The organism is Planomicrobium sp. CPCC 101110 (assembly GCF_007859395.1).
Classification (GTDB): domain Bacteria; phylum Bacillota; class Bacilli; order Bacillales_A; family Planococcaceae; genus Planococcus.
Genome location: NZ_VOHD01000008.1, coordinates 340,758 through 356,378 on the forward strand (window position 1 = coordinate 340,758; position 15,621 = coordinate 356,378).

The following is a 15,621-nucleotide window of genomic DNA, read 5'->3' on the forward strand; positions in this document are numbered from 1 at the left end:
AGCTTCAGGTGCAGCAAATAAACTTCATCTTTCAAGCACACTTGCCAATAGCGGCGGCCGTTTATACCCTCCCGCAGCAGTCTGGAAAGCATCCGCAACCCGGTAGATTGCCGCTTCATCAAAATGGCGGCCGATAAACTGGATCCCAACCGGAAGATTTTGAGACGGCGTAAGCCCTGCGGATACCGTAATGGCCGGATGGCCGGAAACATTGAATGGCAAAGTCCGCTGCGTGTAGTCATATGTTGTATCGTCAAAAGAAGGATCCCTCTCTGTTGCCGGACTTGGTGAAGTCGGACATACCAACACATCTGCTTTGCTGAACGCTTCGGTCACTTTTTCGGAAAATGCTCTTTTCCTTTCAAGTGCTTCCAAATAGCTGACAGCCGAAACGTTGAATCCTTCTTTAATGTTGCCGACTGTCCCATCTGCATAATCGGCTGCACGCTCCGGATACCAATCTTTATGGTAATAAGAAGCTTCCGCCAGCAAAATCGGGAAAGCTATTTCCATCACCGTATCGATTCCCGTTATTTCAATATCCACCAGTTCCGCTCCTAAATCGCCAAGCTGCGCAATTGCCGCATTGACCGCTTCTGCAACTTCGAGATGCGTTAGATTATCAGCCAATGAACGAATCACGCCGATTTTCATACCTTTAATAGACCCGGTGAACACAGCGTCATAATTGGGCTTTTTGGAAGAAATGCTCTCCAGCACGATTGCATTGTCTTTTACAGTTCGCGTCAGCGGCCCAATATGGTCTAAAGAATGCGACAGATGAAACAATCCTTGGCGCGAAACAGTATCGTACGTCGGCTTTAATCCCGCAATTCCGCAAAACGAAGAGGGCAGGCGGATAGATCCGCCTGTATCTGTTCCGATCGAAGCAAAGCCGATGCCGGATGCAACTGCAGCGGCGGACCCTGTGCTAGACCCGCCAGCCGTCCTGTTCAAATCCCATGGGTTATTGCACTGTCCGTAATCCGGGTGCATCGAACCATAGGCAAACTCGAGCATATTGTTCTTGCCGAAAACGATAGCTCCTGCAGCATTCAACGCTGTATAGAGCGCCGAATCCTCACCGGGTATATGATCGTTCAGTATTCGGGAAGCGACAGTGGTCTTAATGCCCTTTGTCCGGAACAAGTCTTTGATGGAAACCGGAATTCCGTAAAGCTTGCCGACTGTTTCTCCTCTTGCAAAAACCGCTTCCGCTTCACACGCCTTCTGGAGAGCTTCATCCCCCAGCACCGTGATAAACGCATTCAGCTTCGGCTCCAGCTCTTCAAGCAGGCCTAGTGCCGCCTTCGTCACTTCAACAGGCGAAACTTTTTTATTGCGATACAGCAAACCGATTTCATCAATCGGTTTGAATAAAAGCTCCAATTCATTTCTAGCCGCCATCCTCTTTCCCCCTTGTTTAAAAGCTGCAGCCGGGCGCTATTTCCCTTTGGAATAAAAAGGATAAAGTGTTAACCGTTCGCACTTGTTAATAAGACAGCAATTCTCTTGCTTCTTGCAGTGCCCAAACTACCCGATTTTGGCCCCGGGTCAAATGTGTTTTCAATACTTTAAATTCATGCGACCCTTCTTCCAGCTGGCTAAAGTCCAGAGCTGGTGCTAAATCTGGCAGCGGCGGAACATTCAAAGCGGAGTCGTGCCAGAACTTGCCTCTTTTCGTGAAATTGATTGGGATTAAAATCCGGGCTAACTTTTCAATCACTTGATTCGCCTGCTTCACTTCCGGCTCAGTGATGTCCAGACTGTTTAAGCCAGCTGTTCTTTTATTGAAAGAAAGCAATTCTTCCCGCAGCTTCGCTACTTCATCCAAAGCCGGCGTAAAGTCAAAATGGGTTCCAGCCGCAGCCTGATAGGAGCGGATGGTTTTTTCAAATTCATCAGCAGTGCCGGCAAAATCGAACGGATGGACCGTCGCATTCGCCGCGCGCAAAACTCCTGTCAAATACACTTTTATGTCCTTCACCAAAATGTCCAAATCGGCAACATGCATTAAATCTTCTTCCGTATGCCACTCAATGTTTCCTCCGCAGCCCCCGACAGGGTAATAGCCTTTCTCCTGCAAAACATCTTCAGGGATGCTGGAAGAAAGCATGAAGAACGACGTGATGCCGATATTATTGAAAGAATAATCTCCGGCTCTCAATGGTCTGCCCCCTACGGATGGTTGGTCGACCGCGCTTGTTACGACATCTTTGCAAAAGCCATCCACTTCACTCATCCACATCATGTATTCATAAGATGTTGCCCAGCGGCAGCCCGGCGAATCGCAATTGACAGATGCGATGCAGTTGTTTTCTAAATCGATGCCGAATTGATCGGCAAACCATGTTGAGCCTGCATAACGGCCGGTTGAATGGCCTGTCCACACAGCGATGCGGATGCTTCTTTTCAGCTTGTCCCGGTTTTTATAGAAAATGCGCGCCAATTCAAGCAGCGCCGCATTGCCGGTTGCGTTGTCGCCGATGCCTTCATGCCATGAATCCAAATGGCCATGCAGCAACACATATTTTTCAGGTTCCTCTGTCCCTTCAATAAACATATCGATGACCGGGCAGTTGAACCAGCCTTGCTCTAAATACGTCTTGAATTCCAACGTCACTGTTTCCTTTTGGCTCAGCTCGATCAGTTCGTTGCCGTCGGGCTTGTTGATTGCAAGCACAGGAATCGCAGGTTCATTGTTTTTATTGTCCAAGTCCGGTGCGCCCCAGATGGTTGTGCAAATGCCTTCATGGATATTCTTTCCGGGGCTGATGAACATGATGGCTGCGACGCCTTTATCCGCAAATTCCTGCACTTTTCCAGGCATCGGATAGCCTTCCGTCAAAATGATCTTCCCTGTCAGATCCCCTAAATCGCCTTGAGCTTTTGTTCCGAAAATATCATTGATCCCCTTTGCATAACCGGTCGAGACATAAACCAACTCCCCCGTCTGAGCCTGGTCTCCTGTAATAACTGAAAAAGAAGGTGATTTCACCCGATATTCCTTTTCGAAAGGAGCAGTTACCTTCAAATAAGAGTTTTTTGGCACACTCAAATATAATTCCGGGTTATGGACTTGATGCGGAACCCCCCATTTTTTCAAATAATCTGTTAGGAAATCCGCGGCAATCCGCTCATCTTCACTGCCGGATTCCCGGATTAGGGTGCTGAACTTTTCCAAAATCTGTACCGGTACATCGGTGCTGATTTCCTCCAATAAACTTTTTTCCAATTCAGTATTCGCTACGTTTGCCATGCTGAACATTTCTCCTTTCTTCACTGGATTATTCACTTAACTACTATTGCAAGTCCCGTGCCAAAAACAAACAATCGAATCATGCAGAAAGAAAGAACGTTTTCTCAATTTGGGTTCTGTTTAGGGTGTAATAGGCTAAGTAAGGCTAACCCGCTTTTGAAAATACAAAAAACCTGTATGGATTCCTAATCCATACAGGGCAGCAAGCATCTCGTTTTTATAAAGATGCTTTATCAAGAAATTTCGCTTTCTTGCATAAGCGACTCCAGTTCCCGGATGTTGTCCATACCCATTTCCCGCTGTCCGGTTTCAATGTCTTGTATGATGGAAAGCAGCCTGCACGTTATCGGAAGTTCCAAGCCGTGTTCTTCCCCGATTCGAATGATAGGATTCAAATGCTGCGGCACTTCTGTTTTTCGTTTTCGGACAGCCAAGTCCCGCCATATGCCGCTTCGGGTTTTCGTATAGCCCCGCAGACGTTTTGCCAGCTGGAAATAACTTTGCTGCAACTTCTGCTCGTTTTTCTGCGGGTATAATAATGCCGGATTCCAGTCGTCAAACGGCTCCGGAACGACGCCTTGTTTTTCCGCAACTTTCAGTACTTCAGTGCCGAGCGCGTTCAAGACTCCATGAAATTGCGGATTTTCAAAGAAATCAGCAATTTCGTTATTGGTGGTCGCTGTCGCCGTCAGCATCGCGCCGTACGCCAATTTGCTCCATAAATAGCCAAAAATATTCTCGGTCTCTTTTGCTTCTCCCCAGCATTGCAGACGGTCTCTCAAATCGGTGACGCGTTCGCTGACTGTCCCGTTGATTTCGCCGATAAATAAACTGCCTACGCCACCGTATTCGATTCTACCTGGTTCGATATAGTCGGCGAATAAATTGACGAAACACCCGACTGTCCGTTCAGCCCCTACAACTTCAGCAATGTCGTATTCGCATAACCCGTTCTGAAAAGAGACGACAAATGAATCTTGTTTCATCAGCGGTTCAAACGGCTCAATTGCTTCTTTTGTATGCTGCGCTTTTACTGCCAGAAAAACAGCATCAACATAAGGATGCGAAGCAATAAACTTTTCAGGTGTAAAGGCTTTTGCCTCCACAGTAAAAGCTTCGTTTTTTAATTGGATGGTCAATCCGTTTTCATTTATTGCATTGATGTGGGCTTCATCGCGGTCGACAAACACAACCCCTTCTCCATTTCGGATCAAATAGGCTCCGATTACGCCGCCGATCGCTCCTGCTCCAATAATGGTGATTGGCATGATATGCCCCCCTTCTTTTCTCCAGCGCATCACGAGCGGCGGGATTCTTCGGTCAATATGGATTTCTCTTCCTTGATGCCGGCATAGTTTAAAATAAGGCCGGCCAGCAAAGCGCACCGGTCGTTCATCCGACTCAACAGCAAATGCTCGTGGTTGGCATGTGCGCCGTCCCCGACTGCTCCGAGTCCGTCAAGCGTCGGGGCAAACGGTGCTGTTAAATTGCCGTCGCTTCCGCCCCCGGTTTCTTTTTCGATAAGGTCCACATCAAGATGCTCCTTGGCAATCTGTTTTGCCGTTTGGAACATCTCTTGGACTTGTTCTGTCCGCTCTAACGGCATCCGATTGATGTCGCCGCTCATTGCCAGCTTTGTGCGGTTTTTTACCGGTTCCAGCTCCATCAGCATATTGTGGATCCGCTCCAATTCCGCTGTCGTTTTCCCTCTTACGTCTATTTCCGCAGACGCTTTTTCTGCGACAACATTCGTCGCAGTCCCTCCAGAAATCTTGCCGACATTGATTGTGGTGCCGGTTGTGAAATCGGTTTGCCCGTGAAGTTTGATGATTTGATGTGCCAATTCATCTATAGCGCTGACCCCTTTTTCAGGATCCACTCCGGAATGCGACGGTATGCCCGTCACTTCCATTCTGTAAATGCCGACGCCTTTTCTGGATGTCTTCAATCCGCCTTCAAGCGTCATTCCTGGTTCAAGCACAAAGACATGATCACTCTTCTTTGCTTCCTGCTCAATGTAAAAACGGGAGCTCGGATTGCCGATTTCTTCATCAGAATCAAAGAGAACCACCACTTTTTTATTCAACTGGATGCCCGCTTCCCGGATGGCTTTTAACGCGAACAGCCCTTGGATCAAACCACCTTTCATATCAAAAACGCCTGGTCCGCTGACCCGGCCCCCTTCAATGAGGAAAGGCATTTCCTTCAATGTTCCGATTGGCCAGACCGTGTCAAAATGCGCCAAAATCAGGATTTGTCCATCGCCTTCTCCCCATTCGCATCTGACATGGTTGCCGTATTTCTCGACTTCAATAATTTCCGTTTTTCCGCCGACCAGCTCTTCAAATGCATCCGCTAGCCAAAGGGCAAGACTATCAAGCCTTTCTTTGTCGGCTGAAAAAGATTCGTGCTCCACAATATTCCGCAAGTAATGGACCATTTGCTCATGATTCCTTTCAATCTGCTCGATTACTTTCTTCATCCAAACCCCTTCTTTCTTTGTTATGAAAAGCTTTTAAATACTCTTCCGGCAGAATAACCTCCATCCACCAACAAATTCTGGCCGGTTATATAGGAAGCTTCCTTGCTGGCAATAAAATAAACAGCAGCAGCGATTTCCGAAAGTTCCGCAGTCCGGTTAAGCGGCGCAAAAGATACTTTTTCGTTATGTTCCGCTATGGCTTTTTCGTTATTGAGTGTCCCGAGCAACGCCTCTGTTTCAACAAGCCCCGGACCGACTGCATTGACGCGGATGCTGTGAGGGGCAAGTTCGAGCGCCAGCACCTGAGTCAACATTTTCACGCCGGCTTTTGATGAACAGTAATGGGCCACTCCAGGCCGGGCCACTTCGCTCGCCGTAGAGGAAATATTGATAATATTGGCGTTTTCAGGCTTTGTTTCCACCATCAGTCTTGCGATAGCTTGTGTTAAAAAAAACGTGGCCGACAAATTCAAACCGATCACACGGCTCCATTCCTCTCGAGAGATTTGCAGAAATGGCGTACTTGGAAAAATCCCTGCACAGTTCACCAAAACGTTCACGCTCTCAAACGCTGCTTTGCATTCCGCGATAATCTGTTCCACAAAATCAGCTGATGTTAAATCGCCAGCTGCCGTTTTTATTTCAGCATCGGGATAAGCAGCTGCCAAGTGCTGCTTAGTTTCGTTGAGCAGCTGTTCTTTAATGTCGACAAGCAATAACTTGCTGCCTTCCTCTGCAAATTTTTCGGCGATGCCTTTTCCGATGCCCGAAGCAGCACCAGTTACAATGACGGTTCTTTTTCCCATGCGCTTTCCTCCTTTTCTGCCTTCCTTATCCACCGATCAGCCGTCCGGCTTCTTGCAGGGCCCAGACCACACGATTTTGCCCGCGCATCAAATGGGTTTTCAGCACTTTGTATTCATGGCTTCCCTCTTCCATTTGTTTCAGCTCTGCAGCCGGAGCCAAGTCTGGTAGCGGCGGAACATTCAACGCCGGATCGTGGCGGAATTTTCCGGCCCTTGTAAAATTAATCGGAATCAGTATTCTAGCCAGTTTTTTTTGTTTTGTGTTTGCAATGCGGATTTCGGGATCTGTCAACGGCATTTCTTTCAGCTCTTTCAGTCTTTCATTGAACACCAGCAGCTCCTGCTCCAATTTTCTTGCTTGCTTCAAGGAGGGGCTAAAGTCAAAATGCGTTTCCGCATGCTCTTGATAGAATTGAATCGTTGTTTGGAATTCTTTTGCGACAGCCGCAAAATCGAACGGATGGACAGCTGCATTGACCGCCCGCAGCACTCCAATCAGGTAAATTTTAATATCTTTTATCAAGATGTCTAAATCGGCGACATGCATCAAATCCTCTTCTGTATGCCAATCGATGTTCCCGCCGCATCCCCCCACCGGATAATAGCCTTTTTCTTTCAGGGCTTCTTCCGGGATACTCGATGACAGCATGAAATACGACGTGATCCCGATATTGTTGAACGAATAATCGCCTGCGCGAATCGGCCGTGCGCCTTTGCTTTTCTGGCCGACCGCATCTTTGATCGCCTCTTTGCAAAAAGCATCCGCTTCACTCGTCCACATCATATAATCGTAAGACGTCGCCCAGCGGCAACCTGGGGAATCGCAATTGACCTGAGCGATACAGTTCCGTTCAAGATCCAAGCCGAAGTGGTCGGCAAACCATGCCGATCCTGCATAGCTGCCGGTTGAATGCCCCGGCCAGATGACCACGCGGATGCTGCGCTTAAGCTTGCTTTTGTTCTTATGGAAAATCCGAATCATTTCCAAAAGTCCCGCATTGCCCGTCGCATTGTCGCCGATGCCTTCATGCCATGAATCCAAATGGCCATGCAGCAGGACATATTCTTCCGGTTCCTCTGTTCCTTCAATGAATGCGTCGATGAGGGGACACACCATCCATCCTTTTTCGAGGTGCGTTTCATACTCTGCAAAAACAGGGCCTCTGTTGATCATTCCCTTGAGTTCCTCGCCGTCGCTTTTGCTGACGGCAAGCACCGATATAGCAGGTTCCCGGTCTGTATTGCCGAGATCAGGGGCTCCCCAAATCGGTGTGCAGATTCCTTCGTGGATATTTTCTCCGGGGCTGATGAAGACAATGGCCCCAGCTCCCAGCGCAGTAAATTCCTGAACTTTCCCTGGCATCGTATAGCCTTCTGTCAAAACGATTTTTCCCGCCAAATCCCGCGCTTCTTCTTGAAATGCTGTGCCGAAAATATCATTGATGCCTTTTGCATAGCCTGTAGCAACATAAGCCATTTCACCGGAAACAGCGTTATTCCCCGTAATGGCAGAAAAAGAAGGAGTTTTTGCACAAAATTCTTTTGCAACCGGGAAAGTGACCCTTAACCGCGCGCTTTTCGGCAAGCTCAAATACAGTTCGGGTTCACGGAGTTTATAAGGAACCTCCCATTCATCCAGATAGCTGGCCAGAAAATCCGCAGCAATGCGTTCATCCTCACTTCCCGATTCCCTGACTAAAGTCAAAAATTTGTTTAAGACAGAAACTGGCACATTTGTATTGATTTCATCCAGTAAAACTCTTTCTTGTTCCTTTAGCAGCATTGGCACAGCCTTCCCCCCTTAAGGTCTTTTGTTTTATACATATGCAAATTCTGTGCCAAATCTTCTATGACTCCAAATTCCAGTTTTTTGAACTGTTTCAGCAAAAACAGGAAAACACTAGGTTGTATTAGGTGCGATTAGGGTGCGCAACTGACATCAGGAAATTGAGCCTATAAGCATCAAAAAAAGAGCCCACATAGGCTCTTATGCAAACAAAGTTTGTTATGCTGATCGGCTGCTAGCTACTGAACTTTATACTTCCACTTCTAAAGAAGGTTTGATCATTTTTAACAGAGACTCCCCAGAGTCGGATATTTTGCTTCCTTTACCTTTGTTTCCCGAATAGATCAGGCCATGGTCGCGCAATATGGCCATTCGCTTTCTGACTTTCTGTTCGGAAAGCGGAAAGCCTTCCGTCGCTGCAGTTTCCACAACTTTTCCTCTTCCAATATTTTTCATCTGCTTTTTCGCTTGGCTTAAGCTGGATAGAATCACATAAAATTCGTTTAAATCCCCTTCTTTCCGCAAAATCTCCAGCAAGTCATCTTCCCTTTGTTCTTCCTGGACCAGCTTTTCTTTAAACTGCTCTGGCAGATCGCTCAAGGTGATTTCATTGTTTTCCATAACGGCAGTCATGTACTGGACAACGCCAATCAGTTCACGAACATTCCCAGGCCAATCATAACCGGCCAATTCCTTGATCACTTCTGGAGAAATCGATGGAGTAGCGGCAGAATTGCTTTCGATAAAATAATGAAGCAAATCCAGTATGTCTTCTTTCCGTTCCCGTAAAGGCGGCACCCGGATTGGCAAGACAAACAGGCGGTAGTAAAGATCTTCACGGAACTTCCCTTCTTGCACCAATTGTTTCAGGTCTTTATTGGTTGCGGCAATAACTCGGACGTTAACAGGGATCAGGCTCCGGCCACCGACCCGCATCACTTGTTTTTCTTGCAGCACCCGCAGCAGCAAAGTTTGGATATTGAGCGGCGCGTCTCCGATCTCGTCCAAGAATATGGTGCCGTTATGGGCAATTTCAAACAGACCTTGTTTGCCGCCTTTTTTGGCTCCGGTAAACGTTCCGTCTTCATATCCAAAAAGTTCGCTTTCTGCCAATGATTGCGGCAGTCCAGCAAAATTCACTGGGATAAGCGGGCCTTCGCAGCGAGCCGATAAGTCATGGATAGTATGGGCAAACAACTCTTTTCCTGTGCCATTTTCGCCTAGTATCAAAACGGTATGATCGGTTTTCGCTATCTTTTTGACGATATTTAAAGTTTCTTTTATTTTTTTGCTGCTGCCAAGAATATCTTTGCTTGTATACCTTGAGGAGAAACCGATTTTCTGCATTTCTTTGCGGATGCTTTTCTCCAAATACTGGATTCTGGTGACATCTTGAAACGCCGTCAGCTCCCCAATTTTCTGGTTGTTGACTACAATTTCGCTTTTATTCACCACAAGCTTTTTTTCATTGACGGTTACTACTTCGGTTTCTTTGTTTTCAGTTGTTTTTGGATATTTGGTAAACAGCCTTGGAAAGATAAGCCCTGCATTCTTGCCAATAATGGAATCCCCATTGGACAAGCCTAGGATATTTTTCGAGGACTTGTTAAGTTTTATGATAGTGTTGTGATCGTCCGTTGCGATCAAGCCATCATGCACTGTATCAAAAATCGCTTCAAGCTGGTGATTGAGCTTTTTTACTACTTCCAAAGAGGAAGAAAGCTTTCGGCTTAATGAAATGATTTCTTTCACATAGCGAGTCGATTGGGAATTCACTTTTTCAATGTCTAAGCCCAAGCGCATAGAGACTTCTATAATAGTTGAAAAATCCAAAGGGCGGATGCCGATATCGATAATATTTTTGATAGTGGGAGGCACAAGTTCGACAACTGCCGGTACGATAGCGATATCAATGCCTTCCACTTTCTGCTCAGCTCCAGGGTAATAAGGGTGCATTTTCAATTGAATCCCTAAACTTTTCAACAGATCTATCAGCTCATCTGTGTTTTCGGGTAAATTGTTTGCAACGATGCATTCTGTATCAGGCGGCAGCTGAACTAATTCTTCCAGCATTGAAATATCTATACTCCGCCTTGCAACGATTGTCTTGCGCTGAGGAAACTTCTGGGTGTCCATTAATTTGTTTGATGAGAGCAAAATGAGGTCGCTGTCGTGGCAATTGGTACTGTCTGCAGGAACAATGCATAAATCATCTTCTTTAAAGTACTCGGTCAACTGCTGATAAAAGGTGTCATAAGTACGTTTATCTTTAGTCGCTAACATTAGTTTTGGCCGCTTCAAACATACCTCCTCCTCCCCTTTAATTCACTGAATATTTTAAACTATCCGATATAATGAGTCAATACGGCAAAAAATACAACAAAAAGAAATGCCTTCCTAAAGTGTCTTTTAAAACTTTAGGGGCATTTCTTTTTCTTTGGAAGCTCAGTTATGTGTTTAAGAGAAAGAGTTCCAGGTCCACTCCATCCGACCATAGCTTCGCCAATTAATACAAAATCGAAGTTTCTATACTTGGTCTTCCATCAGCGCTTGCGTGCCGACATAATTTTTCAACAGAACCGCCAACACTTTTGTTGTTTGGATCAAATCATCAATGTCCATGAATTCATCATAACCATGGAGATTGTTGTCGTTAGTACCGGGGCCGAAATTGATGGCTGGAATTCCGTTTTGGATAAACCAGCGCGAATCCGATTGGCCAAGCATTCCGACAACCGGCAGCACTTTGCCCGTCACTTCTTTATTGGCTTCTTGAATTTGGGCGATCAGCGGGGAATCTTCTCCTGTCACTGTCGGATTTGTTTCAAAACTTGAAATTCGGTCCACTTTGACTTTCAGTTTTGAATCTTCTTCTTTCAAGCTTTCAATCATCGCCATCACCCGGTTGTAAATCTCATCCAATGTATGTTCAGGGATAACCCGGAAGTCCACTTCAATTTGGCAATTGCCCGGGACCACGTTTATTTTGGTTCCACCTTCGATTACTCCGACATTCACAGTGGTGTATTTCATGCCTTCTATTGAAGAAGGTTCTTTTTCAAGCGATTGCTGCAGCTCTTCCAAGCCCTGAATCACTTTTGCCATTTTTCCGATGGCATTAAGCCCTTTCCACTTGAATGCCGCATGAGCAGGAACTCCTTCTACTTGGATTTTCAATTGCAAGACGCCAGCCATCGCCCGGACAATTTGGTTACTATAGCCTTCCACAATCACCATGTCCCCCCGAACCAGTTTGTTATTCGTTACATAGCCGGCTCCTAAGGCGCCGCCTGTCTCTTCATCGCAAGTTGCGACGATTGATACTTTGCCGCTGAACGGGATATTCGAATTCTTTAGCGCCAATGCAGCCATCGTGTATGCCGCCAGCCTTCCCTTGGAATCGGTGGCGCCTCTTCCGTATACTTTGCCGCCAGCAATTCCTCCTGAAAACGGCGGATATGTCCAGTGGTCCGGATCTCCTGCAGGAACTGTATCAAGATGGGCATTGAATAATAGATGCGGGCCTTCTTTTTCGCCTTTGATGGTGGCAATGACGTTTTTCCTCGGCGTTTTCAACCCTGCTTGCTTCACTTCTTCATCGGGAACATTAACCACTTCCACTTCAAACCCCCATGCCGTAAACTGATCGTTCAGGAAGCGGCTTAAATCCTCATAGTCCCCCATGGGATTCTCCGACGGAATCTGAATCATTTGCTGCAAAAACTTGACGGCGTCAGGTTTTAACTTATCAACTGTTTGAACGATAGCGTTATCCATATAATCCCTCGCTTTTTATTTTTTCATTCAGGCTATATCTTTGAAGAAAGGACGGAGCGATTCCTGGGGCACCGGTTTTGTAAACAAGCTCACAGTTACATATAAAATGCTGCTGACAATTACGCCTGGAATAACTTCGTTCAATCCGAAAGGGCTTCCTGCTATATACCAGGACAGAGCCGTAGTGAATCCGCCCAACATCGAAACGATGGCGCCCGCTGCTGTACCGCGCTTCCAGTTCAGCCCGAATAGGACGGTGGCAAAGAAGAAGCTTGCCGACAAAGAAGCTTGCAGAATGACTATAAACTGGACCAAATCAATTTGCCTTAACGCCAGGAATACGGGAATAACCCCTAAAACCAAGACCGCCAAGCGGTTGACCGTCATCAACTCTCTTTCTGTTGCCCGCGGTTTAATCATCGTTGCGTAAAAATCATGTGAAATCGCCGAAGCCGATACAATCATAATTCCTGATACTGTACTCATGACGGCTGAAATAATCGCTAAAATGATTAGGGAACCGACAATCGGCGGCAAGATATTGATCGCCATGATTGTCGACGCAATATCCGGCGTGCTCATATATGGATAAAGCGCCCGGATGGCCATGCCAGCAATTGTCACAGAAACTGCGACGATTGCCTGGAACACCATCGAAACACCAATTGCCAGCCTTACTGTTTTCGGGCTTCGCAATGTATACATACGTGCCAGTTCATACGGGGCAACGCAGATTGACAAACCGAACGCCGCTCCAAATCCCAGCAAGTCAACAAATCCATAATGCCACGTCAGCATGTTTGGGCTGAAAGACTGCAAGAACGATCCGACAAATTCTGTTCCGCCTGCCTGGTTCAGCAAAATAGGAATGGCTGCAAAAAAACAGCCGGCCATTACGATGGCTTGTACAAAGTCACTATAGGCAGTTGCCCGCATGCCGCCGAACATTGTGTAAATCAGGGTGACGCCGATTGTAATGAGTACGCCCCAAAAGAAAGGGATGCCAAATACCGTTTGGAACACATTTCCTCCAGCCTGGTATTGGGCGGTCAGATAAATTGTGTAAGCCGTCACAATCAGAAGGGCTGAAATTCCATGGGCCATTCTGCTGTTATAGCGTTTGCCGACATAATCGGGAACTGTCTTGCCTTTGAACGCTTGAAACTTCGGGCCGACTACCGTAGCCGCAATCAGCCAGCCCGTCCACATTCCAAGCCAAATCCAGATATAACTTGCACCCGTCAAATAGTGTACGCCTAACGTCCCGACGAACGTCCCGGCACTCATTTGAGTGGCAGCAAAGGCGGCACCTCCCACAATCGGACCAATTGAGCGCCCCGCAACGAGAAAGTCCTCACTGTTCTTATTTTTCCTAAACGATACTACCCCGATCCCAAGAATAACAGCGAAATAAATGACCAAAACGACATAAAATGTTGTACTGACTTCAAACATTTCCATCCCTCTTTTCCACTTTTATTCTTCGCTTCGCAGTGCCCAAATAAAAAAGCCGCCAATGAAAACTACCGCATAAACCAAAAACAAGGTAAATGGTAATCCAAAATCAAACATTGACAGATCCCCCTGTCTTTTTAGTGGATTTGAATAAACTGAAAGCCATTGCTCCGATAAATCCGAGAATGATCACTAAACCGAGTGCCGTAAAAAGCGTGTTGTAATTGAAAAAACCGGGAGGTGAAGAACTGATTTCAAGACTTACAAAATTTGGAATGTTCATCATATACTCCGTTAATGTGCCTGTATCTCCTGCATCAATGACTGGAAACGAATTTTGCAAGTATTGCCCTTCCGGAATCGTTACTGTCAGCATAATATCGTTTCCATTGCCATCTGTACTGACAGTCGGAATTATTAGCGGAATTCGGTTTCCTGCTCCTGAAAAAGTATAAGAAATTTCGTAAGTGAATTCGTCCGCAGCTCCTTCCGGAAGTGTGACGACAACTTTGTTCAAGGTTTCATCTTCTGTCAATTGAAAATCGAGCGGCTGCCCATCTGATGTAACGGCAAGGCCGGAAATCGTGCCTAAGTTCGTTAAAATATGCTCAACGGTTCCTTCCGTATAAGCCACTGTATTCGATAAAGTCAGTTGTTCGGTAACTTGGCTTTCTTGATCTCCGGCGATGACTTCAATCGTCCCATTTTGCAGAATGGCCGGCCCTTCTGCCGCAAATACAGGTACAGATAGAGAAAAAGCGAGTAAAAGCAATAGAGCTAATCCCAATAGTTTCTTCATTTTGTTCCTCCCCCTATTGAGTTGATAAATCAATACGATAGACTGTTTTATAAATGTCCTGTTTTTGCCAGTGGATTTTCAGGCTCATCTTCCAAATTCCCCAATGAAAGAACAATACGGATGGCAAACAGCAGCAAACAGGAAAACCAAATCCATTGGAAATGCCCCGACAATTCAAAAAATAATCCAAACACATAGCCTGAAATGGCTGATGCGCTTTGTCCGACTGTGTTGATAATGCTGATGACTGCACCTTCACTTTCCTTGATCAGTTCTGAAGCAATCGTCAGCATTGGAGCCATCGCCCAGGAAATCCCTGTACCGATCAAAATCGCTGTGAAGAAAATTCCAGAATCTCCGAACACCAAAAGCCATACTGCACTAGCGGCCAGCATGACAGATCCGGCGACCAATGTCGATTTCCGTTCTTCCATCCAATCTGATACTTTCCCTGATACTGGCCCCATGATAATTTGGCTGACCATCGCCACCGCCATTACCCAGGCTGCTTGCTGTTTTGAAAATCCGCCTACCGCCTCAAGATACGTCGGCAACCAAGTCAAAAACCCATGCAGCCCAAAAAGTCCGAAAAAGGATATGCCGATCAATCTTATAACTACTGGTTTTTTGATCAAATCGATAAGGCGGATTCGTTTAGTGCCAGCCATGCTCCCTATTTTTTGTTCATTTCGCTTCCCTTCGCCGGATTTTGGCAAAAACAGGAACATAACAAGCAGCAGAAGCAATACAAATGATAAAGCGATGAATAGAGTTTGGAAATTTACGTATAGCGATAATAATGGGAGCAGGGTCAAGGTCATCAGCATTCCAAGGCCTGCCCCGCCTTCCATAATTCCGATGCTGAGGCCGCGTTTGGCTCTCGGCGTATAGGCGGAAATCAATTTTATCCCCGGCGAAAACAGCATTGCTGAAGATAATCCCATTACAAAGCGCAGAAGAAGCGCCAGCCAAAACGTATGAAGAACTGCAAACAGCAAAGAAGCGGCAAACATGGTCGACACGCCAATGAAAATAAGCTTTTTCGGCGAGTAGCGGTCTGCTAATACGCCGGCTGGAATTTGGAAAAGCGCATAGCCGAGCAGAAATGCTGAAGCAAGTCCGCCTACTTCGGCATAGCCAACGCCATAAACATCCCGTAAGTCGACTAGAAACGGAACCACATTCATTCTTTGCGTGAAAGCTGAAAAATGCACCATGCTCACGAATAAGACAAGAACCCATTGATACGTCTTCATA

Annotated in this window: 11 protein-coding genes; all 11 read right to left on the reverse strand. The window is 46.3% G+C overall.

Translation table 11 applies throughout. The features are described 5' to 3' along the window. Positions 1-24 precede the first annotated feature (24 nt). Positions 25-1,407 carry an amidase gene (locus tag FQV30_RS13455; protein WP_146500665.1) on the reverse strand — a complete coding sequence of 461 codons (1,383 nt, stop codon included), beginning with the start codon at positions 1,405-1,407 and terminating at the stop codon, positions 25-27. Between the two features lie 85 nt (positions 1,408-1,492). Further along, positions 1,493-3,259, reverse strand: a complete 1,767-nt coding sequence (locus FQV30_RS13460) for a M28 family peptidase (protein WP_146500666.1) — start codon at positions 3,257-3,259, stop codon at positions 1,493-1,495. Between the two features lie 233 nt (positions 3,260-3,492). Beyond that, a complete protein-coding gene (locus FQV30_RS13465; RefSeq protein WP_146500667.1) occupies positions 3,493-4,527 on the reverse strand; it encodes a ketopantoate reductase family protein in 1,035 nt (344 codons plus the stop codon). Between the two features lie 29 nt (positions 4,528-4,556). Further along, positions 4,557-5,741: a M20 family metallopeptidase gene (locus FQV30_RS13470; protein ID WP_146500668.1), complete on the reverse strand. Its 1,185-nt coding sequence runs from the start codon at positions 5,739-5,741 to the stop codon at positions 4,557-4,559. A 20-nt stretch (positions 5,742-5,761) separates the two neighbouring features. Next, the gene (locus FQV30_RS13475; protein ID WP_146500669.1) at positions 5,762-6,547 is read right to left on the reverse strand and encodes an SDR family NAD(P)-dependent oxidoreductase; all 786 of its coding nucleotides are present in this window, start codon (positions 6,545-6,547) and stop codon (positions 5,762-5,764) included. 25 nt (positions 6,548-6,572) lie between these two features. Then, positions 6,573-8,330, reverse strand: a complete 1,758-nt coding sequence (locus tag FQV30_RS13480; RefSeq protein ID WP_146500774.1) for a M28 family peptidase — start codon at positions 8,328-8,330, stop codon at positions 6,573-6,575. A 252-nt stretch (positions 8,331-8,582) separates the two neighbouring features. After that, on the reverse strand, positions 8,583-10,634 hold the full coding sequence (locus FQV30_RS13485; protein WP_186725659.1) for a sigma-54 interaction domain-containing protein: 2,052 nt from the start codon (positions 10,632-10,634) through the stop codon (positions 8,583-8,585). Positions 10,635-10,859: 225 nt separating this feature from the next. Then, positions 10,860-12,110 (reverse strand): M20 family metallopeptidase, encoded by a 1,251-nt coding sequence (locus FQV30_RS13490; RefSeq protein WP_146500671.1) that lies wholly within the window; start codon positions 12,108-12,110, stop codon positions 10,860-10,862. A 27-nt stretch (positions 12,111-12,137) separates the two neighbouring features. After that, positions 12,138-13,565 carry a sodium/proline symporter gene (locus tag FQV30_RS13495; RefSeq protein ID WP_186725660.1) on the reverse strand — a complete coding sequence of 476 codons (1,428 nt, stop codon included), beginning with the start codon at positions 13,563-13,565 and terminating at the stop codon, positions 12,138-12,140. Between the two features lie 109 nt (positions 13,566-13,674). Then, positions 13,675-14,364 (reverse strand): M1 family metallopeptidase, encoded by a 690-nt coding sequence (locus tag FQV30_RS13500; protein WP_146500673.1) that lies wholly within the window; start codon positions 14,362-14,364, stop codon positions 13,675-13,677. 47 nt (positions 14,365-14,411) lie between these two features. Then, entirely contained in the window at positions 14,412-15,620 is a 1,209-nt protein-coding gene (locus tag FQV30_RS13505) for an MFS transporter (protein WP_146500674.1), read from the reverse strand. Position 15,621 lies beyond the last annotated feature (1 nt).